Below are 26,465 nucleotides of genomic sequence, written 5' to 3' on the forward strand. Positions count from 1 at the left end.
TTGGCGGCGCACGCGGCCGGTTGGTCGATCGTAGTCCCTGGTGACCGTCACGGGACCCACCGTGTGGACACGTCCACATCCCGGACCGGCGGTCCGCCGCCCGGGTGGAGGTTCGCGCGTCCTCTCCCGTACCGGCGGGCGGCGGCGTACGATCGCTCGTCGGGGGCAGGAGGGCTGCGGGACACCGCGCAGGCCGACGCTCCGAGACTGTTGGTGGGGTGCGCTCATGTCGCGACGTCTGGTCAGCCTGACCCTGGACACCCTGGAGGACCTTCCCCGATCCTGCCGGCGGTGCGTCTACTGGGAGCTGGATCCGGTTTCCGCCGAGCGGGCCTGCGCGGCCGGCGACCCGGGCCTGGAGAAGGAGGCGTGGGTCTCCCAGACACTGCTGGAGTGGGGCTCCTGCGGCAAGCTGGTCTACGTCGACGGCATGCCGGCCGGTTTCGTCATGTACGCCCCACCGGCGTACGTCCCGCGCTCGATGGCCTTTCCCACCTCGCCGGTCTCGGCGGACGCGGCGCTGTTGATGACGGCGCACGTGGTGCCCGCCTTCGCCGACGGCGGCCTGGGCCGGATGCTCGTCCAGGGCGTGGCCCGCGACCTGACCAAGCGCGGCATCAAGGCGATCGAGGCGTTCGGTGACGCCAAGTTCGGCGACGACGCGGACAGCCCGACCCGGGCGTGCCTCGCGCCGGTCGACTTCTTCCTCTCGGTGGGCTTCAAGACCGTCCGCCCGCACCCGCGCTACCCGCGGCTGCGGCTGGAACTGCGCACGGCGCTGAGCTGGAAGTCCGACGTCGAGTACGCGTTGGAGAAGCTGCTCGGCTCGATGAGCCCGGAGACGCTGCTGCGCCCGGTGCGGCCGGCGCCGGCCACCCGCTCGACGAGCTGACCCGGTCAGTCGACCACGGTGCCGGCGGCCACGATCGCCCGCAGCTCGCTCACGTCGATCGAGCCGGTCGGCACGTCCCGCTCGATCGGCAGGTACATCCGCTGCACCCCGGCCACGATCGCCTCGACGACCCGGTCCCGGAACCGGGGGTCGACCAGCCGGCCCAGGTCGTCCGGTGAGGTCAGGTAGCCCACCTCGACGCGGACCGCCGGCATCCGGGTGAGGCGCAGCAGCTCCCACGCCTTCGCGTGGGTGCGGCAGTCGCGCAGCCCGGTGCGGGCCACGATCTCCCGTTGCACCAGCCCGGCCAGGCGTTCCCCGGTGGCCGAGGTGACGCCGTTGTCGGTGCCGTAGTGGTAGGTCGCGACGCCGTCGGCCTCCGGGTTGGCGTGCCCGTCGACGTGCAGCGAGATGAACACGTCGGCGCCGAGCGAGTTGGCCAGCTGGGCCCGGTCCGCGTCGGGCAGGCAGGCCGCCGGTGACGGACCGCGGGTCAGCTGCACCCGTACGCCGGCGGCGGCGAGCCGTCCCTCCAGTCGGCTGGCCAGGTCGTGCACCAGGTCCGCCTCGGTCCAGCGCAGCGTGCCGTCCGGCACCACCACGCCGGGGTCGGTGCCGCCGTGACCCGGGTCGATCACCACGGTCCGGCCGACCAGGGTCGGGCCGGCCTGGCGGATGGCGTCGGACTCGCGCAGCCACTGCGGCCGCCCGCCGACGACCTTGCGGCCGAGGCGGCGCAGCGCGTTGACGGTGTGCGGACCGCAGGAGCCGTCCGGCTTGAGCCCCATCTCGCGCTGGAACTGGGCCACCGCCCGGGAGGTGCGGATGCCGTAGATGGCGTCGGCCCGGCCGACGTCGTACCCCATCTCCAGCAGACGTTCCTGGAGGGACCGGACGTCCTCGCCGGTGAGCGGCTCGGGCACGGCGTGGTAGAGGGCGCGGGCGCCGAACCGCCAGCGCGCCGCGTCCAGCGCCCGCCAGGTCTCCGCGCCGACCCTCCCGTCGACGCTGAGGCCCCGGGACTGCTGGAAGGCACGGACGGCGCGTTCCGTCGCGGTGTCGTAGTCGTCGTGGCCAGGGCCGTCGGCCGGGAGAAGTTCCAGGCCGGCGAGGACGGTGCGGATCTCGGCCACCGCGGGTCCCCGGTCACCGGGTCGGATCGGACGCACGACGACCCCCTCTGCACGGACGTTGGCGGACCGGGAACTCCGACGGACGCTTACGGAGCGTACCGTGACCCGTCACTGTCCGGGTTCGTGTTCACGCAGGTCAGGAAAGCCGGAAGCCCCGCCACCCGGGTGGGGTGACGGGGCTTCCGACGGTGTCGGTCCGGGTCAGAGCGCCGACTCGATGAGTCGGACCAGCTCGCCCTTGGGCTTGGCCCCGGCGATCGACTGGACCGGCTCGCCGTTCTTGAAGATGGTCAGCGTCGGCACGGACATCACCCGGTAGGTGCGCGCCGTCTCGGGGTTCTCGTCGATGTTGAGCTTGACGATGGTGACCTGGTCAGCCATCTCGCCCGCGATCTCCTCCAGCAGCGGCGAGACCTTGCGGCACGGACCGCACCACTCCGCCCAGAAGTCGACCAGAACCGGCTTGTCGGACTTCAGCACGTCGCTCGCGAAGCTCGCGTCCGTGACCGCCTTGGTGGCTCCCACTATGAACCCCTCCTCCTCGTGAAAATTCTCAGCCCTGCAGGGTGGCGATGAAGCGCTCGGCGTCCAGCGCGGCGGCGCACCCGGTGCCGGCGGCCGTGATGGCCTGCCGGTAGGTGTGGTCGACCAGGTCGCCGGCGGCGAACACGCCCGGCACGTTCGTGCGGGTGCTCGGCGCCTGGACCTTCACGTAACCCTCGTCGTCCATCTCGACCTGGCCGCGGAACAGCTCGCTGCGCGGGTCGTGACCGATCGCCACGAAGACGCCGGTGACGTCGAGCACCTTGCTCTCGCCGGTGTGCACGTTGCGCACCCGGACGCCGCTGACCTTGCCGTCCTCGCCGAGGATCTCCTCGACGGTGGTGTTCCACTCGACCTTGATCTTCTCGTTGCCCAGCGCCCGCTCGGCCATGATCTTGCTGGCGCGGAACGAGTCGCGGCGGTGCAGGATCGTCACCGACTCGGCGAAGCGGGTGAGGAAGCTCGCCTCCTCCATGGCCGAGTCGCCGCCGCCGACCACCACGATGTGCTGGTTGCGGAAGAAGAAGCCGTCACAGGTGGCACAGGACGACACACCGTGGCCCAGGTATTCCTGCTCGCCCGGCACGCCCAGCGGACGCCACGCGGAGCCGGTGGAGAGGATGACGGCCCGGGCCCGGTAGGCGGTCTCGCCCACCCAGACGGTGCTCACCGCGTCGGAGCCGATCTCGCCGGTGTCCTTCAGCTCGACCCGGGTCACGTCGTCGGTGAGGAACTCGGCACCGAACCGCTCGGCCTGCTTACGCATGTTGTCCATCAGCTCGGGGCCGAGGATGCCGTCCGCGAAGCCGGGGAAGTTCTCCACCTCGGTGGTGGTCATCAGCGCGCCACCGGACTGCACGCCCTCGATCACCAGCGGCTTGAGGTTGGCACGCGCGGCGTAGACCGCCGCGGTGTAACCGGCCGGCCCGGAGCCGATGATGATCAGGTTGCGGACCTCGTCCACTGCCGTCTCCCGATGTGTGTGTTCGTCACCGGTGCGCACCGATGTCGATCCCTAGTGCCGACGGCTCTCCGAGGCGCCGGCGCCTGACTTGCAGAACGCCATCGTACGAAGCGGGGATTCCCGAGCCGGTCATCCGGTGGGTCACGTCACGTGGCGGGACAGGCGCGGTGACCGCGGTTTCACCCTACCCGCGTACGGAACCGGGTGTCCGCGCCGGACCCGGGTACGCCGCATTCCGGGCCGCTCACCCACCCCCATCGGGTGCCGCCGGCGTCGGAGAACGTCACCACCAGCGCCGGCGCGCCCTGGAACCGGGCGTAGTCGACCAGGTCGACGGTGAGGGGTGTGGCGCCGTGCTCGGCGCCGATCGCGGTCAGGCAGCCGGCCAGCGCCTCGGGCCGGGCCAGCCGGTCCAGCCCGCCGACGGCGCCGAGGCGGTTCTTCTCGGCGGAGAGCGGGGTCTGCCGGCCGTCGTCCGCCGCACCCGACGGCCCAGCCATGTCCGGTCGCATCGACTTCGGCGACGGGACGGCTGCGGCGGCGGCCCGGCTGCCGGCGAGGCGCTCCGGGGTCCAGTCCGTGCCGCTGCGCAGCGTCGGCCCGGTCGTCCGGTAGGGCGCGGCGGCCATCGGGGCCGCCTCCCCGGCCGCCCGGTCGGCAGTGCTGCCGGAGCTGTCGCCCCCCACGTCCGCCAGCCGGCCCACACCCAGGCCCACCGCCGCGACCGAGGCCGCGGCCAGCGCCACCGGGCCGGCCAGTCGGGCCCAGCGTCGGGAGCGTCGGCCCGGACCGGTGCTCCGCCCGGGCCGCTCCGCCGCGCCCGGCGGGCGGGTCACCCGGCCCGGCTGTGCCGGTACGACGTCCCGCAGCGCGCGGTCCGGGTCGGTGGCCGGTGCCGGTCCGGCGCCGGCGAGCGCGGCGGTGATCCGGTCCGCCACCGCCACCGGCATCTCCGGCGCGGGCTCGGCGGCCCAGTCGGCCAGGTCGGCGTGCACCAGGTCGACCGCGTGGGCCAGGCTCGCGTACGCCTCGCGCCACGCCGGGTCCCGCTCGACCAGCCGGGCGACGGTCGCCTGCTCGGGGGTGCCGTCCAGCGCCCCGCCGAGGTAGTCGGCGAGCAGGTCGTGGTCGACCTCGCTGAACTCCCGGGACGTCACGGCTCCTCCTGGCTGACCGAGTGCCGGGACGCTCCCGACGAGGATCCGACGCCCTCGGACGGCCGGCGGTTCCCCGCCGTGACCCGGGGCACGTCCACGGCGTCGTCCGAGCCGGTGCGCAGGTGCCCGAGAAGCACGGCGAGTCGGGCCCGGCCCCGGGCGCAGCGGCTCTTCACCGTCCCCTCGGCGACGTCGAGCATCCGGGCCACCTCGGCCACCGGGTAGCCCTGCACGTCCACCAGGACCAGCGCGGCCCGCTGCTCCGCCGGCAGCGCCGCGAGCGCCTGCCGGACCACCAGCGCGGTCTCGTGGTCCCGGGCGGGCGCGGCCGGCTCGACCCCGCCGGTGTGCCGGCCCGGTTCGCCGTCGGTGTGCACCCCGTCGGGCAGCGGGACGGTGGCGTGGGTCTGACGTCGACGCATCCGGTCCAGGCAGGCGTTCACCACGATCCGGTGCAGCCAGGTGGTGACCGCCGAGTCGCCCCGGAAGCGGGCCGCGGCGCGGTGGGCCGACAGCATGGCGTCCTGGAGCGCGTCGGCCGCGTCCTCGCGGTCGCCGATGGTCCGCAGGGCCACCGCCCAGAGCCGGTCGCGGTGGCGGTGGAACAGCTCGGTGAAGGCGTCCCGGTCGCCCGCGACATGGGCCCGGAGCAGCTCCAGGTCGGATCTGCCCGGCTCGCCGCCGCCGGAGCCCGCCATCACCACGTCCGGCGGAGGTGGCGCGACGGGCACGGCGGACGGATCACGAGCCCTGGACCGTGATCTCCTGGACCCCGAGCTTCCACCCGCTGCCGTCGTCCTTCTTCGGCAGCTCGGTGACCCAGAAGAGGAGGTACTGGTACTTCTGGCTCGGGTCGAAGCCGTTGAAAGTCATCGTGGTGCCGTCATGGTCCTCGAACGGCTGCCCGATCACGGTCGGGTACGCCGCGACGAGGTCCTTGTCGCCCTTGGAGGTGGACGGGAACTCACCGTTGGTGCCGGCGCGCAGCTCGGCCGACGCGCCGGTGGACGACAGGCTGGCCTGGAGCGACTTGACCGTGTGCGGAGCACCGAGGTCGATCCAGATTCCCATGCCCTTCTTGAGGCCACCGAACTTGCCGTTGTTCCGGTAGGTCTGGGTCTCCCAGCCCTCGTCGTCGTTGCCGTCCATGACCTTCTCGGCGTCGCGCACCTCGGCGCGGTCCCCGCTGTCCGGGTCGATCACCCGGACGTCCTGGATGGTGAGCTTGCGGACCGGTGCGGCGGCCTCGCTGCTGCCTCCGCCGGCGGGCGCGCTGCTGGACGGCTGGGCCACCGGCTCCTTGTCGCCGTCGTCCCCGCCACCGAGGGCGTTGACGCCGATGAGCAGCCCGATCAGGGCGACCGCCAGGAGGCCGGCGATGCCCATGGCCACCCGGCGTCCGCCGGCGGCGGCCAGCGGCGACGGCTCCTCGCCGGGGTCGGCGGTGAAGCGCAGCGGGCCGGCCTGCTCCAGGAACTGCTCGTCGGCCGGGATGTCCAGCCGGCTCAGCTCGGCCGCCAGCACGTCCGACGAGGGCGGGGCGATCTCCGGGTCGAGCAGGTCCATGGTGAGGTCGTCGAGGTAGGCCGGCACGCCGGCGCGTACCTGCCGGGGCGCGGCGATGGCGCCGCTGGCGTCCCGGACGGCGTCCGGCAGGGCGGCCCGGCCGTGCCCGGCCGTGGCGCCGTGCAGCGGGGCCTCGCCGTGCGGCCAGTGCCCGGTGAGGGCGAAGTAGAGCACCCCGCCGACGGCCCGCAGATCGCTCTCCTGGCTGTCCGCCCCGTCGGTGCGCGCGTCGGCCAGGACCACCCGGCCGTCGTCGCTGATCATCACGGTGCCGGGGTGGAGGTTGCCGTGCACCATGCCGGTGGCGTGGACGGCGGCGAGGGCGCTGGCGACGGCGTTGCCGATCGCGGTGGCCCGGGTCGGGTCCATCGGGCCGTCGGCGGCGACGATCTCGCGCAGCGACTGCCCGTCCACCCACTCGCGGACCACGTACGCCCGGTCGTCCTCGTCGATCGCGTCATAGACGCCGACCAGGTTGGGGTGGATGACCCGGCTCGCCGCGACCGCGGCCTGGAGCATCTCGGTGGCGGAGTCGCCACCCGGGTAGCGGAGGACCACCGCGACGGGACGGCGCAGGATGACGTCGACCCCGCGCCAGACCAGCCGGCCCGCGCTGTCGTTGTTGATGTGCTCGACCAGCTCGTAGCGCTCGGCGAGGAGCTCACCGACCGAGGGAGCACCGAAGGTCACGACCGCAGGAGAGGTTTCCTCCGCTTCCTGACCCTCGCCGACCTGGGTCACCCGTCCTCCCTCGGTGATCGTGTCGATCGATGGACCCGTGTTGCTGGGCATGTGTTTCCCGCTCTGGCCTCGGTGGAACCGGCACGCCGGCGCCGACGCCCACGTCGGCACCTGCCGTACCCGTCGAGAGCGACCTTACCCGGGATGCCCGGTTCTCCGACATGTCATCTTCCCGCTGTGGCCGGTGGGAAGCCAGTCAGCGCGGTTCCGAACAGGTCGGAACACCCGCGCCGGCGCCCGACCCGGACACGCACCGCCAATCTAGAGGTTGACGGCAAGTAGCCGACGCAGGGGCCGTACCGGTGTGGCGGCCGGTCAGTTTCCCGGCTCCGGCCTGGGCACCCTCGTCCGTACGGTTGGTTGTCCACAGGCCGAGAGGCCCACTGGACGGCGGAATTCCGAGTTATCCACAGCCGTATCCCCAGCCTGGTGATCCTCGTTCACCGTCGGTCACCGGCGGCGTGTCAGCGCCCGAGTCGCCGCCGGACCATCCCGACCACCTCGGTGATCTCGCCGATCCGCAGCAGCATGGCCAGCCCGAGGTAGGTCGCGCCGATCGCCGCGCCGCCGATCACCAACTGGACCGCGGCGGCGGCCCAGCTCAGGTCCGCCGGGTCGCCGGGGAGCACCGCCACCACGAGCACGCCGACCAGCGCCGCACCCAGCGCGGCCACCACCACCCGACCCAGCGTCCGCATGATCCGGCCCAGCCCGATCCGGCCCACGCGGGGCCGCAGCAGTATCGCCGAGATGATCGCCGCGGCCAGGTACGACACCGCGTTGCCGAGCATCATCCCGGCCGCCGCGAACGTGTTTGAGAAGAGCAGGAAGAGGCCCACCTGGAGCAGGACACGCAGGATCACCACCGGGATGTTGACCAGGGCCGGGGTGCGGGTGTCCGGCAGCGCGTAGAAGGCGAACGTGAAGAGCTGGCTGACCGCGAACGGCACCAGGCCGAGCGCCGCCACCAGCAGCACGGTCGAGGTGGCCACCGCGTTGTCGCCGGTGAACGCGCCGTAGCGGAACACCACCACGGAGATCGGGGCGGCCAGCACCGCGTAGCAGACCGCGATGGGCGCGAGCACCGCGCTGACCATCCGGGTGCCCCGGGACAGGTCGGCGGTGACGTCGCCGAACCGGTTCTCGGCGGCGGCCGCGCTCATCCGGGGCATCAGCGCGGTGATGATCGAGACGGCGATGATGCCGTGCGCCATCATCAGCAGCAGGAAGACGTTGTTGTAGATCAGCAGGCCGGCGTTGTCGCCGCCGGCGGCGCGGGTGAGCAGGTTGACCACCACGAAGAGGCCGAGCTGGTTGACCCCGACGTAGCAGAACATCCAGCCGCCGAGCCGGGCCAGCTCGCTCAGGCCGAGGGCGCGGAAGTCGAACCGCCACTTCCAGCGGAAGCCGACCTTGCGCAGCGCCGGCAGCAGGCCGGCGGTCTGCACGGCCACTCCGAGCAGCGTGCCGCCGCCGATCAGCAGGATGCGGTCCCAACCCATCTCGCCGGGCTGGATGATCTTGGCGCCGAAGACCGCGATGTAGAGCGCGCAGACGCCGATGACCACGAGGTTGTTCAGGATCGGCGCCCACATCGGGGCGGCGAAGTGCCCGCGCGTGTTCAGCACCGCGGCGATCAGCGCGCTCACGCCGGTGAAGAACAGCATCGGCAGCATCAGGTAGGACAGGCCGGTGACGAGGCCCTGGTAGTTGTCGTCCTTGCCGCCCGCGTAGATGGAGGTCAGCACCGGCGCCCCGACCATGGCGATCAGCGCGACGGCGGCCAGCGCCAGCACGGCCAGCGTGAGCAACCGCTGGGAGTATGCCTCGCCCCGGTCTGGGTCGGCCTTGCGTCGCCGGACCAGCACCGGGATCAGCACGCTGGTGAGCACGCCGCCGAGCAGGAACTCGTAGACCTGGTTCGGCAGGAAGATGGCGGTGGTGAACGCGTCACCGACCAGCGCGCCGCCCAACGCCGCACCGATCATGAGGTTGCGGATGAAGCCCGTGCCCCGACTGACCAGGCTGCCGACCGCCATCACCGCGCTGTTCGCGGCGGCGCTGGTCTCGCCGACCACCTCCTGCGGCGGCGCGACCGACTCGACGCCGGGCTGGTTCAGCGGCTCCGCCGAGATGAAGGTCGCGCCGTCGTCCGGCGGCAGGCCGCCGTCGTGCGCGTTCGCGCTGCGGTAGAGCCCGCCGCCGCTCATCTCCACAGCCTCCAAGGGGTACGCCGGAACCGGGCCCCGCCGGCCCCGCACAACCGGAACCTTAGTCAACCTCGACCCGTTACCCGCGCCCGGCGCGGTCGATCCACCCCCGGCCCGATAGGCTGGCGCTCCCATGTCCGAAGCCTCCGCCTCCGCCGCCGCCGACCGCCGTGAGCTGACCGCCGCACAGCGCAACGCCGTCGCCGAGCTGCTCCGCGTCTCCCCGGTCGCCGACGAGCTGGGTCGGCGGTTCGCCCGGGCCGGTCACGAACTGCACCTGGTGGGCGGATCGGTCCGCGACGCGCTGCTCGGCCGGCTCGGCAACGACCTCGACTTCTGCACCGACGCGCACCCGGACGACACCGTCCGGATCATCCGGGGCTGGGCCGAGTCGATCTGGGAGACCGGGCGGGAGTTCGGCACCATCGCCTGCCAGCGCGACGGCCTCAACCTGGAGATCACCACGTTCCGCGCGGAGGTCTACGACCAGGTCAGCCGCAACCCGGTGGTGCAGTACGGCACCAGCCTGACCGAGGACCTGAAGCGCCGCGACTTCACCGTGAACGCGATGGCCGTGAGCCTGCCGGACCACCGGTTCACCGACCCGTACGGCGGCCTGGCCGACCTGGCCGCCAAGGTCATCCGTACCCCCGGCACGCCGCAGGAGTCGTTCCGCGACGACCCCCTGCGGATGCTGCGGGCGGCCCGGTTCGCCGCCCAGCTGCGCTTCGCCGTCCACCCGGACGTCCGGGCGGCGATGACCCGGATGGCGACGGACCTGGACCGGATCACCGCCGAGCGGATCCGCGACGAGTTCACCAAGCTGCTCTGCGGCGCCGACCCGATCACCGGGCTGCGGCTGCTGGTCGACACCGGCCTGGCCGAGCGCTTCCTGCCCGAGCTGACCGGCCTGAAGCTCACCATCGACGAACACGCCCAGCACAAGGACGTCTACGAGCACACGCTCACCGTGGTCAGCAACGCCATGTCGCTGGAGGAGGACGGCTGCGACTTCGTGCTGCGGATGGCCGCGCTGATGCACGACGTCGGCAAGCCGGCCACCAAGGCGGTCGGCTCGGACGGCCGGGTCAGCTTCCACCACCACGAGGTGGTCGGCGCCCGGCTGACCAAGGCCCGGATGAAAGCGATGCGCTACTCCAAGGAGATCACCTCCCAGGTGGTCAAGCTGGTCGGGCTGCACCTGCGCTTCTACGGCTACGGCCGGGGCGAGTGGACCGACTCGGCGGTGCGCCGTTACGTCACCGACGCCGGTGACCTGCTGTCCCGGCTGCACAAGCTCACCCGGTCCGACTGCACCACCCGAAACCGGCGCAAGGCGGCCCAGCTCGCGGCCGACTACGACGCGCTGGAGGAGCGCATCGCCCGGATCGCCGCCGAGGAGGACCTGGCCCGGGTCCGGCCCGACCTGGACGGCAACGCGATCATGGAGCTGCTCGGCGTGCCGCCCGGGCCGGTGGTCGGCCGGGCCTGGCAGCACCTGAAGGAGCTGCGCCTGGAGCGCGGGCCGCTGGACCGTGACGAGGCGGAGGCGGAGCTGCTGCGGTGGGCACGCGCCGAGGGCATCGTCGGCTGACCCTCCGGCGGAGAAACGACGACGATACGCCGGCGTGTCGACCGAACGGTTGACGCGTTCCGGTCGATGTCTCCCGCATGATGTTGGTCATCACCAGCCCCCCGGATCGACGGGCGCGGCTGTCCTGATCACATCCGCCCGTCCGATCCGGACGGTCGCTGGACACGGGGAGACAATTCGGTGTCACGTTCCGGCGCGCTGCGCCGCTCCGCGCTGGTGGGGCTCGCCCTCACCTCCGCCACCTCGATCATCTGCGCCGCCACCGGCGGCACCGCCTCGGCCGACCCGGCCGACGCGAAGCGGGCCCCGGTCCGGGGCGCCGACACGCCCGGCGCCGTGCCCGGCCGCTACATCGTCGTCCTGAAGGACGGCAAGGCCACGCCGGCCAAGGTGAAGTCCGCCGCGTCGGCGCTCGCCGGGGAGCACGGCGGCTCCGTCCGCCGGGTCTTCGGCAAGGCGCTGCACGGCTACTCGGCCGCCATGGACCGCCGGCAGGCCGAGCGCCTCGCCGCCGACCCGGACGTCGCGTACGTGCAGCAGGTCCAGCGCTACACGGCCACCGACACCCAGACCACCCCGCCGTGGGGCCTGGACCGCCTCGACCAGCTCAAGGCCAAGACCGACGGCAAGTACACCTACTCGTCGACCGGCGCCGGGGTGACCGCGTACGTCATCGACACCGGCATCGACATCGACCACCAGGACTTCGGCGGGCGGGCCAGCAACGGCTACGACGCCGTGGACCAGGACGACGTCGCGCAGGACTGCGACGGGCACGGCACGCACGTGGCCGGCACCATCGGCGGCACCACCTACGGCGTGGCCAAGAAGGTCAAGCTCGTCGCCGTCCGGGTGCTCGACTGTGAGGGCAACGGCACCACCGAGGGCGTGATCGCCGGCATCGACTGGGTCACCGGTCACGCCAGCGGCCCGTCCGTGGCGAACATGAGCCTCGGTGGTGACAACGACCCGGCGCTCGACGACGCGGTGGCCCGCTCCATCGCCTCCGGCATCACCTACGCGGTGGCGGCCGGCAACAGCTGGACCGACGCCTGCGGCTCCTCGCCGGCGAACGTGCCGGCCGCCATCACGGTCGGCGCCACCGACCGGCTGGACATGCGCGCCTGGTTCTCCAACTACGGCCCCTGCCTGGACACGTTCGCGCCGGGCGCGGGCATCGTCTCGGCGAAGGCCGGCACCACCTCCGGCTCGACGTCCATGAGCGGCACCTCGATGGCGTCCCCGCACGTGGCGGGCGCCGCCGCGCTGCTGCTGGAGGACCACCCCACCTGGACGCCGAAGCAGGTGCGCGACTCCGTCGTCACCACCGGCATCGGCGGCGCGGTGCACGACACCATGGGCTCGCTCGACCGGCTGCTGCACCTCGGCACGGTCCCCACGGCCCGCGGCTCGTACGCCCTCAAGGCCCGGGTCAACGGCCGCTACGTGGTCGCCGAGAGCGCCGGGGCGAAGCCGCTGATCGCCCGCGGGACCGCCATCGGCGCCTGGGAGAAGTTCGACGTGGTCGACGCGGGTGGAGGCCTGTTCGGCCTGCGGGCCCGGGTCACCAACAAGTTCGTGACGGCGGAGAGCGCCGGCGCGAAGCCGCTGATCGCCCGCTCGGCCACCATCGGCGCCTGGGAGAAGTTCCAGATCGTCGACAACATCGACGGCACGATCAGCCTCAAGGCCTCGGTCAACGGCCGGTACGTCACCGCGCCGAGCACCACCTCCCCGCTGATCGCCAGCAAGACCACCATCGGCACCGCCGAGAAGTTCGACTTCGACGCCCCGGCCCCGATCGTCGGTGTCAAGGCGGTCGTCAACGGCAAGTTCGTGACGGCGGAGAGCGCCGGCGCGAAGCCGCTGATCGCCCGCTCGGCCACCGTGGGCGACTGGGAGAAGTACGAGGTGGTCAGCGTCGGTGACGGCTTCTTCGGCCTGAAGGCGCTGATCAACGGCAAGTTCGTGGCGGCGGAGAGCGCCGGCGCGAAGCCGCTGATCGCCCGCTCCACCTCGATCGGGCCGTGGGAGGCGTTCGACTTCCTCGACTACAACGCCGACGGCTCGGTCTACCTGCGGGCCAACGCCAACGGCAAGGCGGTCACCGCGGGCAGCACCGGCACCAGCCAGCTCATCGCCGGCCGCGTCATCGACTGGGAGAGCGAGACCCTCGGTCTGGGCGCCGGCGAGAAGTTCGTCGTCAGCGTGCTCTGACCCGTACCACCACACGGCGCCCGCCGGCTCCCTTCGGGGAACCGGCGGGCGCCGTCGTCGTCACGGGGTGACGGTGCTGCCGTCCACGGTGTTCTTGCCGTTGGTGTGTGCGCTGCCCAGCCGCGCCAGCAGCCCGGCCAGGTCGATGCCGGTCAGGTCGCTGCCGAGCTGGAGGCCCTGGGCGACGTTGCCGGCCACCGACTTGGTCAGCGACGACGCGCCGTCGGTGGAGATGACGGTCATCTTGTCGATCGCGCCGATCGGGGCGCTCGCCGCGCCGACCACCTCGGGCAGCACCTTGACCAGCAGGTCCAGGACCGCGGCCTCGCCGTACGCGGCGAACGCCTCGGCCTTGCGGGCCATCGCGTCGGCCTCCGCCTGGCCCCGGGCGAGGATGGCCGCGGCCTCGGCCTGGCCCTCCCGCTCGACCGCCTCGGCGATCGCGGACCGGCGGCGCTGCTCCGCCTCACCTTCCTTGGCGCCCTCGATCGCGTTCGCCTCGGCGAGCGCGGCGCGCCGGGCCCGCTCACCCTCACCGGTCAGCCGGGACTGCTCGGCGACGGCCTGGGCGGCGGCGATGGTGGCCTGCCGCTCGGCGTCGGCGCGCAGCACCGCCGCGTTGCGGGCCGCCTCGGCCTCCTGCTCCACCTTGTACCGCTGGGCGTCGGCCGGCTTGCGCACCTCGGTGTCGAGCTGGCGCTGCTTGAGTTCGGCGTTGCGCTCGGCCACCTTCTGCTGCTCGGAGAGGATCGCCTGGTCCCGCTCGGCCTGGGCGAGCGGCCCGGCCGCGGCCGACCGTGCCTTCGCCGCGTCGATCTCGGCCTGGATGCCGGCCTGCTTGAGCGACAGGTTCCGGTTCGCCTCGGCGATCGCCTCCTCGGCGAGCAGCCGCTCCTGCTCGGCGGCCTGGCGGGCCCGGGCCTCGGCGATGGCGGCGTCCTTGAGCACCCGGGCGGCCTCCGGCCGGCCCAGGTCGGCCAGGTAGGAGCCCTCGGCCAGGATGTCCTGGAGCTGGAACGTGTCCAGCACCAGGCCCTGGTTGGTCATCGAGTGCTCGGCCTCCTCGGCGACCGCGCTGGCGAACGCGGCCCGGTCCCGGATGACCTCCTCGACGGTGAGCCGACCGACGATCGAGCGCAGCGCGCCGGCCAGCACCTCGCGGGTGAAGTTGTCGATCTCGTCCTGCTGGTGCAGGAACCGCTGCGCGGCGGCCCGGATCGCGTCCTCGGTGCCGCCGACCTTGACGATCGCGACGCCGTGCAGGTCGGCGCGGATGCCCTGCTTGCTCACCGCGCCCCGGATGCCGACGTCGATCCGCCGGCTGGACAGGTCGAGGGACTGCAGCTTCTGCACCACCGGCAGGACGAAGACCGAGGCGCCGAGCACGACCTTCTGCCCGGACATGTCGGTGGAGCGCTGGCCGTCGGCGGTCTGGGTGGTCCGGCCCTTGCGACCGGTGACGATGAAGGCCTCGTTCGGCCCGGCCACCTTGATCCGGGAGAGCACGAAGAGGACGAGCAGGACGGCGAGGAGGACCGCGCCGCCGATGGCGACGAGCAGGGGCATGGGGGTTCCCGTCTGTGCTGAGGGATCAGTAGGTCTCGACGTGCACGCTGGTCTCGCTGAGCGCTTCGACCACGAAGATGCGGGCGCCGATCGGGATCGGTCGGTCGGCCCGGGCGTTGAGCTTCACCGGCTGCCCGGCGAGGCGTACCCGGACCTCGCCGTAACCGCCGGTCGGGATCGGCGTGACCACCAGGCCGATCGCGCCGGCCAGGTGGTCGCGGGTGGGGGTGGGGTCCGTGCGCATGGTGCGGGCCGCGCGGCTCAACCGGGCCGCCAGCCAGGCGGTGGGCACGGCGGCGAGCGCGCCGCCGGCCGCCGCCACCGCGATCATCCCGGAGGTACGCCCTCCGAGCAGCTCGTTGACGATCGCGGCGCCGAACCCGAACGCCCCGGTGAACCCGGCGACCGCCTCCAGCGACACCGGGCCGTCGACGTCCGGGTGGCCCAGGTGCAGCACTCCCGAGCCGAGCAGGGCCAGCGTCAGCACGCCGACCCCGGCTCCGCCGATGATCAGGAAGATGAGCGTCCCCGTGGCCACGACCTGCACGGTATCGACGTCGCGCAACATCGACTACGTGCAGCGAACGTCCAGCTTCCGTCGATCGACCGCTCAGCGCGGTGCGATCGTCACCTCCAGACCGACCAGTTGCTTCGGCAGCGGCTGGCGAACCAGTTCCCGGCCGGTGGTGTCGGCGAGCACGAAGTCGCCCGCGCCGAGCGGCCGACGGTAGAGCAACCGGTCGTCGGTCACCCAGGCGACGTCGGCGGTGGGCAGCGGGTTCACCACCCGGCCGGTCGCCGTCTCCACCAGCAGCGGCTCCTGCCGGCCCTGGACCACCACCAGCTTCCCGTCCGGTGACCAGGCGTCCGGACCGACCGGACCGCCCGGCATGTCGATCAGGCGGGTGGGTCGGCCGTCGTCGACCGACAGGAGCTGCACACCCTTGGCGAGGTCCCGGGGCCACGCCTCCGACTTCTGCCTGCTCAGCGTCAGGGCGACCTCCCGACCGTCGCGCGTCCAGGAGAACTCGCACCGGTCGGCGCACGGCCAGCCGAGCAGGCCCACCGGATGCGTCCTCTTCGTGCCGTCCAGGTCGAGCACGACGAAACCGAAGTGGTCGACCTGCTGACTGGTGAACAGCAGCCGCCGTCCGTCCGGGGACCAGCGTGGGGCGGTCAGCGCGCGGCCGACCTCGTACCAGCGGGTCTGTCCGGTGGCCAGGTCGAACAGGCCGATCTCCCGGGGGCGGTCGTCGTCCCGGACCGCGACGAGGGAACCGGTCGGCGCCGGGAAGATGCCGTCGTAGCGGTCGGTGGCGAAGTATCGGCCGCGTCCGCGGTCGAGCAGGAGTCCGCTACCGGAGCCGCCCGCCACCTGGGCTCGGGTGACCACCCAGTCGCCGGGCAGCACCAGCGGCCGCTGCGCCCAGTCCGCGCCGGGCACGGCTCGGAGCGCGGGCGAGGGGGTGACGGTGACCTGCGGCGTCGTGGGCGTGGTCGGCGGTGGGCCGGTGCGGGGGCGCAGCAGCACGAACGGCAGGGTCACCGCCACCACGGCGACCAGCGCGGCGGCGGCCGCCGCGACGCGCCGGCGCCGGCGCAGCCGGCGGCCCCGACCGAGCGCCCGCGACGCCAGGTCCGGCGCGGGCGCGGCGCCGTCGGCGAGGTCGCGTACGGCGCTGCGGAGCATCTCGTCCAGCGGCGAGTTCATCGGGTCACCTCCGAGCGGTCGGCCAGCTCGTCGAGCGCCGGCACGAGGTGCCGGAGCCGGGCCAGCGCCTTGGCGCTCTGGCTGGCCACGGTGCCGGGCCGGCAGCCGAGCAGCGCGGCGGTCCGCTCGACACTCAGGTCCTCCAGGTAGCGCAGCGTCAGCACGGCGCGCTGGCGTGGCGGCAGCGCGCGCAGCGCGTCGCGCAGCAGCAGTCGCAGGTCGCTGTCGTCGCCGGCCGCCGGCCGCTCCGGCAGCTCCGGCACCGGCACCTCCGCCCGTCGCGCCCGCCGTCGCCAGCCGGAGACCTGGTCGTGGTACAGGATCCGCTTCACGTACGGCTCCGCGTCGCCGCGGATCCGGGGCCACCGGGCGTACGCCTTGGCCAGCGCGTTCTGGAGCAGGTCCTCCGCCGCGTGCTGGTTTCCGGCGAGCGCGTACGCGACCCGCAGCAGGACCGCTCCGCGCTCGCTGACGAACGCGGTGAACTCCCGGTCGACCTCCGCCACCGTCCACCTCCGTCTCTCCGACGCCCGGGGTGGGGAAAACTTTGCCCGCCACGCGACAATGGGTGGCATGCGCTGGACCGTGCTCGACTCGCCGATCGGGGAGTTCTCCGTGGGGACCGACGACGACGCCGTGCGCGGCGCGCACTTCGGCCGGGTGGTGTCGGCGGCCGACGAGCCCGGCGACGACCTGGCCCGGCTGGCCGTGGCCGAGTTGCGGGCCTACTTCGCCGGTGAGCTGACCGAGTTCAGCGTGTCGGTGTCGGCGCCCCGGGGCTCGGAGTTCGAGCGCGCGGTCTGGCGGGAGATGACCCGCATCCCCTACGGCGAGACGACCACCTACGGCGAGGTGGCCCGGGCGCTCGGCGACCCGGGCGCGTCGCGGGCGGTCGGGGTGGCGTGCAACCGCAACCCGGTGCCGGTGATCGTGCCCTGTCACCGGATCGTCGGCGCGGGCGGCAAGCTGGTCGGCTTCGGCGGCGGGCTGCCGCGCAAGGTGACGCTGCTGGAGTTGGAGGCGGCCTCGGCGCTGCGGCGCGCCTGGTCCTGACGTACCGAAGAGGGAAGGCCGGGTCCGTGCGGACCCGGCCTTCCCTCGGTGTCGTTCAGCGCGTCAGCGCTCGACCTCGCCGGCGATGAACGCCTCGACGGCGGCGTGCGCGTCGTGGTCGGCGTACTGCTCCGGCGGGGACTTCATGAAGTAGGACGAGGCGGAGAGGATCGGGCCACCGATCTTCCGGTCCAGCGCGATCTTCGCGGCCCGGACGGCGTCGATGATGACACCGGCCGAGTTCGGCGAGTCCCACACCTCGAGCTTCAGCTCCGCGTTGAGCGGGGTGTCACCGAAGGAACGACCCTCCAGGCGGATGTACGCCCACTTGCGGTCGTCCAGCCACGGCACGTGGTCGGACGGGCCGATGTGCACGTCGCTCTTGCTCATCTCGTGCGGGATCTGGGAGGTGACCGACTGGGTCTTCGAGATCTTCTTCGAGACCAGGCGGTTGCGCTCCAGCATGTTCATGAAGTCCATGTTGCCGCCGAAGTTGAGCTGGTACGTGCGCAGCAGCTCGACCCCGCGGTCCTCGAAGAGCTTCGCCAGGGCGCGGTGCACGATGGTGGCGCCGACCTGGCTCTTGATGTCGTCACCCACGATCGGCAGGCCGGCGTCGGTGAACTTCTGCGCCCACTCCGGGTCGGAGGCGATGAAGACCGGCAGGGCGTTCACGAACGCGCAGCCGGCGTCGATCGCGGCCTGGGCGTAGAACTTGTCGGCCTGCTCGGAGCCCACCGGCAGGTAGGAGACGACCACGTCGACCTGCGCGTCGCGCAGCGCCTGCGCCACGTCGACCGGCTGGGCGTCCGACTCCTCGACGATCTCCCGGTAGTACTGGCCGAGACCGTCGAAGGTCGGCCCGCGCTGCACGGTCACGCCGGTCGGCGGGACGTCGCAGAGCTTGATCGTGTTGTTCTCGCTGGCGACGATCGCCTCCGCGAGGTCCATGCCCACCTTCTTGGCGTCCACGTCGAACGCCGCGACGAACTTCACGTCGGAGACGTGGTAGTCGCCGAAGGTGACGTGCATGAGACCCGGGACGCGGTCGTTCGGGTCGGCGTTCCGGTAGTACTCCACGCCCTGTACGAGGGACGAGGCGCAGTTACCCACACCGACGATGGCGACGCGGACGGAGCCCATAGCGTCTGCCTCCTTCTTCTTCATCACGGCCGCTCTGACCTGGACGTGCCAGGCGTGGGCGGGCTGTCGTTGTCTCCTCGGCCACCGGTCGTCCCGGGTCGCGGGGCGGTCGGGGCCCGGCCGGAGCGCTCGTTGGCGATGAGCTCCTCCAGCCAGCGGACCTCACGCTCACAGGCGTCGAGCCCGTGGCGTTGCAGTTCCAGGGTGTACGCGTCGAGACGCTCGGCTGCCCGGCCGAGCACGTCGCGAAGACCTTCGCGGCGTTCCTCGATCTTTCGACGACGACCTTCCAGGATCCGGAGCCGGGTGGCCTGGTCGGTCCGGGCGAAGAACGCGAAGTGCACGCCGAAGCCCGTGTCGTCGTACGTCTCGGGTCCAGCCTGCGCTATGAGCTGGGCGAAGCGTTCCTTGCCCTCCGCGGTAATGGTGTAGACCACCCGACCGCGTCGGCTGGTCAGCGCGGGAACCTCCTCGGCGGTCGCGGGTGTCTCGGCGGCTTCGGTGATCCATCCCGCCGCCTGCAGCCGGCGCAGGGTCGGGTATAGCGTGCCGTAGCTGATCGCCGCCCGGATGGCGCCGAGTTTGGCGGTCAACTCCTTGCGCAGCTCGTAGCCGTGCATCGGAGCCTCCTGGAGGAGGCCCAGGATGGCGAATTCGAGCACGGGCCATCCCTTCTTTCCCCCTGCGCGGAGCGCTAACCACCGCGATGTATCGGACCGATACATCGCACGGTAGCGGAGAGGGGTGGGCAGGGCAAACCCCGGGTTACGCGACATCGCCGTCACCGATGGTGACCATGGTCGCCTCGGTTAGCCGGAGCGCGTACCCTTTGCCGCATGCGTACGCAGCGCCAGGTCGTCGACTACTCGCTCCAGAAGCGGGCGGTGCTGCGTGAGCTCCTCGCCGGGCGGATCGGCACGGCGACCTCCGCGTTGGCTGGCGCCCGCGCCACCAGTGCCGGATCTGCCGCAGGTAGGCCATCGGTGTGCTGTCCAGGTGCCGCCGGAAGGCCAGTTGCAGCGACCGGACGGACACCGCCGCGGCCGCCGCCACGTCGGCGGGACCGATGTCCCGGTGGGCGTGTTCCTCCATGAAAGAGATCGCGCGGCGCAGGACCGGCGCGACGGCGTCCCGCCGGTCCCGGCCCGTCGGCTCGGTCAGCGCGGTGTTGGGAAAGACGGCGAGGGCGGCCGCGGCGAGGGTCCGTGCCGCCGCCCCGAGGACCAGCGGCTGGCGACTGGCCTCGGGATTGCTCAACACCGCGAGCCGAACGTAGTGGGCGGTGGCCCGCCAGTGGTCGGCGAGGACGGCCGAACCCGGCTCCAGCCCGGTGAACCGGACCGGCGACGGCCGCCGTCCCGGGGCGGGGGACGCGATCTGGTCGAACAGTTGCCGGTCGAGCTGGCACAGCACCACCTCGCCGGGCTGCCAGCGGACCCGGTACGGGCTACCCGGCCGGGCGTTCAGGAACACGTCACCGGGCCGGTAACGGCTCTCCTCCCCGTCGCAGCTACGGGTGACCGTGCTCGTCGTGCTCTCGCAGACGACCAGGGACTCGATCTCCGCGACCTCCACCCGGAGGTCGGTGGACTGCACGACCCGGTCGACGCGGATCGGCCCGGCGTGCAGCCGACGGTGGCTCAGCCGGTAGCGGCGCTCGTCGCTGTCGATGCGCATGCCCCGGGTGCCGTACGCCTCGGTGAGATAGCGGTGGATGTGCTCCGGGTCCCGGCTGTCGAAGTGGTGGCTGACGGTCGATTCGAGCCTCACAGCGTCCCCCTGGCGAACTCGGTGCCGTAAGTGGGAGTCCTTCGCCCGCGATGGAGGGAATGCGGGATTGCGACCGAACTGCGCCGCCGCCGAATGTCCTTTGTGAGTCCTGGATGGTACTGCGCTTCGCGTTCTTCCGATGCCATTTCCCCAACGGGAATTGCGCCTAACGCAGATCCCATTGATAGGACTTTCGTTCAGCGATCAGTTGTCGTCTCGTCCTTTCGCTGTCGGACGTAGTCCCGGCCCGCGTGATCAGGAAGGGTCGGTGCCTGGGGCGTACCGGTGCGGTCGACAGGGGGCGCGGGTGGACGGGTCCGAGGCACGAAGAGTGGCGTGGGTGGTGGCCGCGGAGTCGATGCGGCGTCTCGACGGCGCCGCCGGCGGTGGCGGTCGGTTCGACGGCCACGAGGCGGCCCTCGGGGTGGCGCTGCGGGAGACGCTGCACGAGGTTCTGCGCGGGACCGCCGCCGCGGACGGCCGACCGCTGGCCGAACTGTGCCGGCGACTGGGCTGGACGCCGGAGGAGTTCGACGCGCTCGGGCACCACCTGCTGACCGCGGTGCTCGCGCAGCGGCTGGGACCGGACGTGCTGGTCCGTGTCGGCGCGATGCTCACCCGGGCCCGCCACCGGCTGTCGCACGCCGGTCCGCACACGCCGCACCGGGAACCACGCAGCCGCAACGACGCGTCCCGCCGCTATGTGGCCGCCGCGCCGCCCGCGCACCTGCCGCTGCCGCCGGACTGGCGGTGCACCGGCTGCGCGGCGGAGTGGCCCTGTCCGACCAAGCAGAGCCAGTTGCTGGTCGAGTTCGGCGGGACCACCGCGGGTCTGGCCGTCTACCTCGGCACGTGTCTGGTCGCCGCCGCCGAGGACCTGCCCACCATGCCGGTCGCCGAGGCCCGGGCGCGCTTCCTGGGCTGGCTGCCCCGCAGCCGCTACTGACCGCCGGCCGCGTGGTCGCCCGGCGACTGTCGACCCGTGCGGCCGGACGACGCTCAGAGCAGCTCGGCGTCGTGCACGAGCAGGGCGATCTGCACCCGGTTGTTCAGGCCCAGCTTGGCCAGCAGCCGCGACACGTGCCCCTTCACCGTCGGCACGCCCATGCCCAGCCCGGCGGCGATCTCGGCGTTCGACCCGCCCTGGCCGACGAGCACCGCCACGTCCCGTTCCCGGTCGGTGAGGGCGGCCAGCCGCTCCCGCGCGCGTGCCCGGCGACTTCCCGCGACCGGGTCCGCGACGTGGTCGATCAGCCGACGGACGACCGCGGGCGACAGGATCGCCGCACCCGCGGCGACGGTACGGACGGCGGCGAGGATCTCCCGTGGCGGGGTGTCCTTGAGCAGGAAGCCGCACGCGCCGCCGCGGAGCGCGTCGAGCACGTACTCGTCGGCGTTGAACGTGGTCAGCACGATGATCTCCGGCGCGCCCGGCCGGGAGCGGATCCGGCGGGTGGCGACCAGCCCGTCGACGCGGGGCATCCGGACGTCCATGAGGATCACGTCCGGCCAGTGCGCGTGGACCATCGACACTGCCTGCGCGCCGTCGGCCGCTTCCGCGACCACCTCGATGTCGGGCGACCCGCCGACCAGGATGCGCAATCCGGCCCGGACCAGCGGGTCGTCGTCGACGACGGCCAGCCGGATCGGCCGCCGGCCGGGATCCGGCCCGGCGGCGGGTGGTCCGTTCACGTCGGCCACGGCAGCCACGCCTCCAGCCGGTACTGCCCGCCCTCCGCGCCGTGGCTCACCCGCCCGCCGGCCAGCGCCACCCGCTCGCCGATGCCGACCAGTCCCATCCCACCCGGCCGGCCGGCGCGTCCGCCCGTCGGCGACGACGGATTGACCACCACGAGGCGCAGTCCGTCGCCCGGTCGGCCGGCCAGCCGGACCGCCGCGCTGGCGTCGCTGCCGTGCCGGCGGGCGTTGGTCAGCGCCTCCTGCGTGATCCGGTAGACCGTCCGTCCCAGCGCCGTGGGCGGCTCGTCGCCTGTCACCTCGTCGGCGTAGTCGACCCGCATCCCCGCCGCGCGGGCGCCGGCCACCAGGTCCGGCACGTCGGCGAAGCCGGGCTGCGGCGGCTCCGGCCGGTCCGCGACGCCGACCACGGCGCGCAGTTCCTCGAGGGCCTCGTGGGCGCTGGACCGGATCGCGCCGGCCGCGATCGCGATCTCGTCGGGCCGGGCGTCGGTGCGTACCTCCAGCGCGCCGGCGTGCAGGCTGATCAACGACATCCGGTGCGCCAGCACGTCGTGCATCTCCCGGGCGATCCGGGCCCGTTCGGTCAGCCGCGCCTGGTCGACGCGCAGGTGCTGCTCGGCCTGCAACCGCGCGGCGTGCGCGCGCAGCGACTCGGTCAGCCGCCGGTAGGCCTGCACGAACTGACCCCAGCCGATCGCCGCGACGCCGGTCACCGCGCGCATCACCACGTCCACCCAGACCGGGTACGGCGGGTCGTGCTGGAGCAGGAAATAGACCACACCGGTGCCGACGTGCGCCGCGCCCAGGGTGAACAGCAGCCGGGCCCGGTGGCGGACCGCCGCGGTGAACAGCGCGACCAGGATCGGCCCGGTCGCGGTCACCGAGATCGCGCCGAACGGCAGCAGCGCGAGCAGCACGGGCACCGGCCGGCGTCGCCGGAGCAGCAACGGAACGGCGCAGAGCACGCCGACCAGCACGTCGACCGGCCACGGGATCGCCGCGCCGGGCGCGGTCGCGTCACCGATCCGCAGCATGGTCAGGCCGTAGCCCAGCGCCACGGTGACCGCCACGGTGTCGGCGAGGCGGTGACGCGCGGTCACCCGGTCGCCGGTCGGGTCCGGCACGAGCAGGGCGAACAGCGCGGCGGCCATGCCGGCAGCCTAGGCGGTACGGGTGGCGACGCCAGCTACCAAAGTAGGGGTGCCGGTCGATCCTCCGGCTCGTGCCCGGGCGCCCGTGTGACGGCGATCCTCGGTCGGGTCGACCGGACGAGGGAGGCCCACGTGGACCCGCACGAGACGATCTGCGGCGCGCTGCGGCGTGCGGCCGGCAGCCGGGGACGCCGGATCCTTCTGCTGGTGACGGTCGGCGCCGGGATTCTCGCCACCGCGGCGCTCCTGGCCGGGCTCCCACCCGCCGAGCGCACCGCCGCGACGTTCGCCGAGACGGTGCACGCGTTCGTCTCCGTCCCACTGCCGTTCGTCGGTGTCCTGCTCGCCCACGACCTCCGCCGCGCGCCCGGCGCCCCGGTGCTGCCCACGCTCGCCGCGGCGACGCTGATCGCGGTGGCCGCGGGGCTGGCCGGCGACGCGCTCTTCGTCGTCGCACTGGCCGCGTCCGGGTCCACCGCGTCCGATTCGTGGGCGCACGTCGGCGGGCTCGCCGTGGCGGGCGTGCTGGCGCAGGTGCTCGCGCAGCTCGTCGGCACCGGGCTGGGGCTGCTGATCGCCCGGCCGGGGTGGGCCTGCCCGGCCACGATCGTGCTGCCGCTCGGGGCGTACGCGGTGCTCACGCCGCTGGGCACGGCCCGCGACCGGCTCACGCCGTACGGGGCTCTGCAGGGGCTGCTCGGCGCGGCGCCGGGTGGCCCGCGATGGGCGTGGTGGGTGACCGCGGCGCTGTTGTGGGGCGCGGCCCTCAACGCGGTCGGCGCCGTCGCGCTGCGGCGTCGCGCCGTCCGGACCGGAGGGGGCGCGTGACGGCTCCCCGGGTACGAGGTCGGCTCAGCGGAACGTGGTCTGGAATTTCTTGCTCGACCCGACCGGTCTTCCCAGGACGCGTGCCCGGTCGTCCCGCGCCGTGGGAGCGCTGCCTGTGTCGTCGACGTCCGTCCGGAAGGGATCTCCGCTGGTCGAGGGCGATTTTGCGGCACAGGTGTTGCCAGCCGGTTTCGAAAACTTTGCCGCAAGGTATTGCAAAGACTTTCATGGATCCCGCATGGTGTTCGCTACCCGGACGGCCGTCCACCTCCGCGCACCCCGTCGAGCACGGAAGAGGTCCCCTGCCATGGAATCCGCCAGGCCACACCCCCGTGGCCGTGCCGGCCGCCTGATGCTCGCCGCCGCGCTGGTCGCGGCCGGCGGCACGGCGGTCGTCACGGCTGCCACCACCGCCGCCCCCGCCCGCGCCGCCACCGTCCTCAACGACAGCGAGGTGACCGCCAACCTCTGGGAATGGAACTGGGCCTCGGTCTCCGCCGCCTGCACCGACCACCTCGGCCCCGCCGGTTACGGCGCGGTCCAGGTGGCACCGCCGCAGGAGTCGGTCAGCCTGCCGAGCAGCCCCGACGGCGTGCACCCCTGGTTCGAGGTCTACCAGCCGGTGTCGTACAGGTTGGACAGCCGGTTCGGCAACCGACAGCAGTTCGCCGCCATGGTCAGCGCCTGCCACGCCGCCGGCGTGCGGGTCTACGTCGACGCCGTGGTCAACCACATGGCCGGCACCAACAACCCGGCCGGCACGCGCGGGTACGCCGGGACCGAGTTCTCCGGCTACAGCTACCCGGCCGTGCCCTACGGCAGCGGCGACTTCCACCGCCCCGGGGACAACTGCCCGACCGGCGGGGGCATCAGCGACTGGAACAACGAGGCCCAGGTGACCAGCTGCGAGCTGCTGTCCCTGTCCGACCTCTACACCGAGAAGGAAGCGGTCCGGAACACGATCGCCGGCTACCTGAACGACCTGATCGGGCTCGGCGTCGACGGCTTCCGGGTGGACGCGGTCAAGCACGTCCGCAAGGACGACTTCGCCGCGATCCTCGGCAAGCTGAACAACACCGTCGCCGAGGGCAGACGCCCGTACGTGGCTCAGGAGATCTTCGACGGCGCCAGCAACCCGGCCCTGCAGGCCCGGGCGTTCACCGGCAACGGCGACGTGCTGGACTTCGCGTACGCCAAGGGTATCCGCTCGGCCTTCCAGGGCTCCATCGCGGCGCTGGCCAACGTGGCCAACTGGAACCTCGACGCGCCGAGCGCCAACGTCTTCGCCATGGTCACCAACCACGACCTGGAGCGCGACGGGGTGGTGCTGTCCTACAAGAACGGCACCGACTACGTGCTCGCCACCTACTTCGGGCTGGCCCACCCGCACGGCAAGCCCTCGGTCTACGACAGCTTCACCTGGACCGACCGCAACCAGTCGCCGCCGCACGACGGCACCGGCCGGGTCACCGACACGGTCTGCGGCGCCGCCTGGACCTGCCTGAGCCGCACCACCGGCATCAAGGGCATGGTCGGCTGGGCGAACACCGCCCGCCCGGTGAAGACGGTCTCCGACTTCACCACGGTGACCAGCAACGTGATCGGCTTCCACCGGGGCGACCGGGCCTGGATCGGCATCAACGACTCCGGTTCCGCCACCACCGCCACCTTCACCACCGGCCTGGCCGACGGCCGGTACTGCGACGTCATCTCGGGCGTCGCCACCGCCACCGGCTGCACCGGGGGCACGGTGACCGTCTCCGGCGGCCGGGCCACCGTGACCGTCCCGGCCAACGACGCCGTCGCGATCCACGTGGGGGCCCGGCCGGGCACGAACCCGTCGCCGACCGCGTCCCCGACGGCATCCCCGACCGCGTCCCCGACGGCCTCGCCGACCGGCAACCCCACCGACCGGGTCGCCACCACGTTCACGGTCGCCGCGACCCCGGCGGCCGGCCAGGACGTGTACGTCGTGGGCAACGTCCCCGAGCTGGGCTCGTGGTCGCCGGCGAACGCCGTGAAGCTTGCCGCGCAGGGCGGCGGCAGCTACCGCGCCACCGTCGACCTGCCCCGGTCGGCCACCGTGGAGTACAAGTTCGTCAAGGTGACCACCGGTGGGGCGGTCACCTGGGAGTCCGGCTCCAACCGGACCCTCACCACTCCGGCCGCCGGCACCTACGCGGTGACCGAGACGTTCGGGGGTGACACCGTCACCTCGACGGTGGCCGCCACGTTCGCCGTCACCGCCACCACCGCGTACGGCCAGAACGTCTTCGTCGTCGGCAACGTCCCGGCGCTGGGCGGCTGGAACCCGGCCGCGGCGGTCCCGCTCTCCCCGGCCGCCTACCCGGTGTGGCGGGCGACGGTCGAGCTGCCGCCGAACACGGCGGTCGAGTACAAGTACGTGAAGCGGAACCCGGACGGCTCGGTGACCTGGGAGTCCGGCGCGAACCGGACCTTCACCACGCCCGGCGGCGGCACGCGTACCGCCACCGACACCTGGCGCTGAGCGCCGACGGCGGCCC

The 26,465-nt window shown here is 72.8% G+C and carries 23 protein-coding genes; 8 read left to right on the forward strand and 15 right to left on the reverse strand.

The window, feature by feature from the left end:
* Positions 1 to 226: 226 nt before the first annotated feature.
* Positions 227 to 892 (forward strand): GNAT family N-acetyltransferase, encoded by a 666-nt coding sequence (locus COO58_RS07200; protein ID WP_091567690.1) that lies wholly within the window; start codon positions 227 to 229, stop codon positions 890 to 892.
* A gap of 5 nt (positions 893 to 897) precedes the next feature.
* Here COO58_RS07200 and COO58_RS07205 read toward each other — a convergent pair whose 3' ends face one another.
* The 7 genes from COO58_RS07205 to murJ all read right to left on the reverse strand — a co-directional run bounded on the left by COO58_RS07205 (position 898) and on the right by murJ (position 9,206).
* Positions 898 to 2,061 carry an N-acetylmuramoyl-L-alanine amidase gene (locus COO58_RS07205; protein ID WP_091567695.1) on the reverse strand — a complete coding sequence of 388 codons (1,164 nt, stop codon included), beginning with the start codon at positions 2,059 to 2,061 and terminating at the stop codon, positions 898 to 900.
* Between the two features lie 165 nt (positions 2,062 to 2,226).
* The gene (trxA, locus tag COO58_RS07210; protein ID WP_091567699.1) at positions 2,227 to 2,550 is read right to left on the reverse strand and encodes a thioredoxin; all 324 of its coding nucleotides are present in this window, start codon (positions 2,548 to 2,550) and stop codon (positions 2,227 to 2,229) included.
* A 28-nt stretch (positions 2,551 to 2,578) separates the two neighbouring features.
* Entirely contained in the window at positions 2,579 to 3,532 is a 954-nt protein-coding gene (trxB, locus tag COO58_RS07215; RefSeq protein ID WP_091567702.1) for a thioredoxin-disulfide reductase, read from the reverse strand.
* Between the two features lie 179 nt (positions 3,533 to 3,711).
* Complete coding sequence (locus COO58_RS07220; protein WP_098744264.1) at positions 3,712 to 4,689, reverse strand: hypothetical protein; 978 nt, start codon at positions 4,687 to 4,689, stop codon at positions 3,712 to 3,714.
* Positions 4,686 to 5,387, reverse strand: coding sequence for an RNA polymerase sigma factor SigM (sigM, locus tag COO58_RS07225; protein ID WP_091567709.1), 702 nt, complete (start codon positions 5,385 to 5,387; stop codon positions 4,686 to 4,688). The genes COO58_RS07220 and sigM overlap by 4 nt, the downstream gene beginning before the upstream one ends.
* Positions 5,388 to 5,430: 43 nt before the next feature.
* Positions 5,431 to 7,047, reverse strand: coding sequence for a protein kinase family protein (locus tag COO58_RS07230; RefSeq protein WP_091567714.1), 1,617 nt, complete (start codon positions 7,045 to 7,047; stop codon positions 5,431 to 5,433).
* A 413-nt stretch (positions 7,048 to 7,460) separates the two neighbouring features.
* Complete coding sequence (gene murJ / locus COO58_RS07235) at positions 7,461 to 9,206, reverse strand: murein biosynthesis integral membrane protein MurJ (protein ID WP_091576777.1); 1,746 nt, start codon at positions 9,204 to 9,206, stop codon at positions 7,461 to 7,463.
* Between the two features lie 133 nt (positions 9,207 to 9,339).
* Between murJ and COO58_RS07240 the strand changes: the two genes are divergently transcribed.
* Both COO58_RS07240 and COO58_RS07245 read left to right on the forward strand, forming a co-directional pair.
* On the forward strand, positions 9,340 to 10,800 hold the full coding sequence (locus COO58_RS07240) for a CCA tRNA nucleotidyltransferase (RefSeq protein WP_091567719.1): 1,461 nt from the start codon (positions 9,340 to 9,342) through the stop codon (positions 10,798 to 10,800).
* Between the two features lie 180 nt (positions 10,801 to 10,980).
* Entirely contained in the window at positions 10,981 to 13,017 is a 2,037-nt protein-coding gene (locus tag COO58_RS07245) for a S8 family serine peptidase (protein WP_098744266.1), read from the forward strand.
* A 60-nt stretch (positions 13,018 to 13,077) separates the two neighbouring features.
* On the opposite strand, the gene COO58_RS07250 is transcribed toward COO58_RS07245, so the two are convergent.
* Genes COO58_RS07250 through COO58_RS07265 form a run of 4 tightly spaced genes read right to left on the reverse strand, consistent with a single transcriptional unit; the run spans position 13,078 to position 16,800 of the window.
* Entirely contained in the window at positions 13,078 to 14,583 is a 1,506-nt protein-coding gene (locus COO58_RS07250; RefSeq protein ID WP_091567728.1) for a flotillin family protein, read from the reverse strand.
* Between the two features lie 25 nt (positions 14,584 to 14,608).
* The gene (locus COO58_RS07255; protein ID WP_091567732.1) at positions 14,609 to 15,151 is read right to left on the reverse strand and encodes a hypothetical protein; all 543 of its coding nucleotides are present in this window, start codon (positions 15,149 to 15,151) and stop codon (positions 14,609 to 14,611) included.
* Between the two features lie 42 nt (positions 15,152 to 15,193).
* The gene (locus tag COO58_RS07260; protein WP_091567735.1) at positions 15,194 to 16,294 is read right to left on the reverse strand and encodes a PD40 domain-containing protein; all 1,101 of its coding nucleotides are present in this window, start codon (positions 16,292 to 16,294) and stop codon (positions 15,194 to 15,196) included.
* Complete coding sequence (locus tag COO58_RS07265; protein WP_245666104.1) at positions 16,291 to 16,800, reverse strand: SigE family RNA polymerase sigma factor; 510 nt, start codon at positions 16,798 to 16,800, stop codon at positions 16,291 to 16,293. The genes COO58_RS07260 and COO58_RS07265 overlap by 4 nt, the downstream gene beginning before the upstream one ends.
* Positions 16,801 to 16,867: 67 nt before the next feature.
* Between COO58_RS07265 and COO58_RS07270 the strand changes: the two genes are divergently transcribed.
* On the forward strand, positions 16,868 to 17,347 hold the full coding sequence (locus tag COO58_RS07270) for a methylated-DNA--[protein]-cysteine S-methyltransferase (RefSeq protein WP_098744267.1): 480 nt from the start codon (positions 16,868 to 16,870) through the stop codon (positions 17,345 to 17,347).
* A 63-nt stretch (positions 17,348 to 17,410) separates the two neighbouring features.
* Here the strand turns inward: COO58_RS07270 and COO58_RS07275 are convergent, their stop codons facing one another.
* Both COO58_RS07275 and COO58_RS07280 read right to left on the reverse strand, forming a co-directional pair.
* On the reverse strand, positions 17,411 to 18,490 hold the full coding sequence (locus tag COO58_RS07275; protein ID WP_091567747.1) for an inositol-3-phosphate synthase: 1,080 nt from the start codon (positions 18,488 to 18,490) through the stop codon (positions 17,411 to 17,413).
* A gap of 23 nt (positions 18,491 to 18,513) precedes the next feature.
* Positions 18,514 to 19,152: a PadR family transcriptional regulator gene (locus COO58_RS07280; protein WP_091567752.1), complete on the reverse strand. Its 639-nt coding sequence runs from the start codon at positions 19,150 to 19,152 to the stop codon at positions 18,514 to 18,516.
* A 174-nt stretch (positions 19,153 to 19,326) separates the two neighbouring features.
* On the opposite strand from COO58_RS07280, the gene COO58_RS30625 reads away from it, so the two are divergent.
* Both COO58_RS30625 and COO58_RS30630 read left to right on the forward strand, forming a co-directional pair.
* Positions 19,327 to 19,584 carry a DUF5318 family protein gene (locus COO58_RS30625; protein ID WP_098744269.1) on the forward strand — a complete coding sequence of 86 codons (258 nt, stop codon included), beginning with the start codon at positions 19,327 to 19,329 and terminating at the stop codon, positions 19,582 to 19,584.
* Between the two features lie 1,007 nt (positions 19,585 to 20,591).
* Complete coding sequence (locus COO58_RS30630; protein ID WP_255292540.1) at positions 20,592 to 21,206, forward strand: hypothetical protein; 615 nt, start codon at positions 20,592 to 20,594, stop codon at positions 21,204 to 21,206.
* Positions 21,207 to 21,259: 53 nt separating this feature from the next.
* Here COO58_RS30630 and COO58_RS07295 read toward each other — a convergent pair whose 3' ends face one another.
* Positions 21,260 to 21,961, reverse strand: a complete 702-nt coding sequence (locus COO58_RS07295) for a response regulator (protein ID WP_369700174.1) — start codon at positions 21,959 to 21,961, stop codon at positions 21,260 to 21,262.
* Complete coding sequence (locus COO58_RS07300; RefSeq protein WP_098744270.1) at positions 21,949 to 23,112, reverse strand: sensor histidine kinase; 1,164 nt, start codon at positions 23,110 to 23,112, stop codon at positions 21,949 to 21,951. Before COO58_RS07300 ends, COO58_RS07295 begins: the two co-directional genes overlap by 13 nt.
* Before the next feature lie 132 nt (positions 23,113 to 23,244).
* Between COO58_RS07300 and COO58_RS07305 the strand changes: the two genes are divergently transcribed.
* Both COO58_RS07305 and COO58_RS07310 read left to right on the forward strand, forming a co-directional pair.
* Complete coding sequence (locus COO58_RS07305; RefSeq protein WP_141561865.1) at positions 23,245 to 23,940, forward strand: hypothetical protein; 696 nt, start codon at positions 23,245 to 23,247, stop codon at positions 23,938 to 23,940.
* Between the two features lie 307 nt (positions 23,941 to 24,247).
* On the forward strand, positions 24,248 to 26,449 hold the full coding sequence (locus COO58_RS07310) for a carbohydrate-binding module family 20 domain-containing protein (protein ID WP_098744273.1): 2,202 nt from the start codon (positions 24,248 to 24,250) through the stop codon (positions 26,447 to 26,449).
* Positions 26,450 to 26,465 lie beyond the last annotated feature (16 nt).

This window comes from Micromonospora sp. WMMA1996 (assembly GCF_002573675.1).
In the GTDB taxonomy this organism is placed as follows: Bacteria; Actinomycetota; Actinomycetes; order Mycobacteriales; family Micromonosporaceae; genus Micromonospora; species Micromonospora sediminicola.

Coding starts and splice junctions, on each gene's coding strand:
- sigM (WP_091567709.1), bottom strand. CDS start 5,387: ATGGCGGGCTCCGGCGGCGGCGAGCCGGGCAGATCCGACCTGGAGCTG.
- COO58_RS07230 (WP_091567714.1), bottom strand. CDS start 7,047: ATGCCCAGCAACACGGGTCCATCGATCGACACGATCACCGAGGGAGGA.
- murJ (WP_091576777.1), bottom strand. CDS start 9,206: ATGAGCGGCGGCGGGCTCTACCGCAGCGCGAACGCGCACGACGGCGGC.
- COO58_RS07240 (WP_091567719.1), top strand. CDS start 9,340: ATGTCCGAAGCCTCCGCCTCCGCCGCCGCCGACCGCCGTGAGCTGACC.
- COO58_RS07275 (WP_091567747.1), bottom strand. CDS start 18,490: ATGGGCTCCGTCCGCGTCGCCATCGTCGGTGTGGGTAACTGCGCCTCG.
- COO58_RS07250 (WP_091567728.1), bottom strand. CDS start 14,583: ATGCCCCTGCTCGTCGCCATCGGCGGCGCGGTCCTCCTCGCCGTCCTG.
- COO58_RS07270 (WP_098744267.1), top strand. CDS start 16,868: ATGCGCTGGACCGTGCTCGACTCGCCGATCGGGGAGTTCTCCGTGGGG.
- COO58_RS07200 (WP_091567690.1), top strand. CDS start 227: ATGTCGCGACGTCTGGTCAGCCTGACCCTGGACACCCTGGAGGACCTT.
- COO58_RS07310 (WP_098744273.1), top strand. CDS start 24,248: ATGGAATCCGCCAGGCCACACCCCCGTGGCCGTGCCGGCCGCCTGATG.
- COO58_RS30625 (WP_098744269.1), top strand. CDS start 19,327: ATGCGTACGCAGCGCCAGGTCGTCGACTACTCGCTCCAGAAGCGGGCG.
- COO58_RS07255 (WP_091567732.1), bottom strand. CDS start 15,151: ATGTTGCGCGACGTCGATACCGTGCAGGTCGTGGCCACGGGGACGCTC.
- COO58_RS07260 (WP_091567735.1), bottom strand. CDS start 16,294: ATGAACTCGCCGCTGGACGAGATGCTCCGCAGCGCCGTACGCGACCTC.
- COO58_RS07300 (WP_098744270.1), bottom strand. CDS start 23,112: ATGGCCGCCGCGCTGTTCGCCCTGCTCGTGCCGGACCCGACCGGCGAC.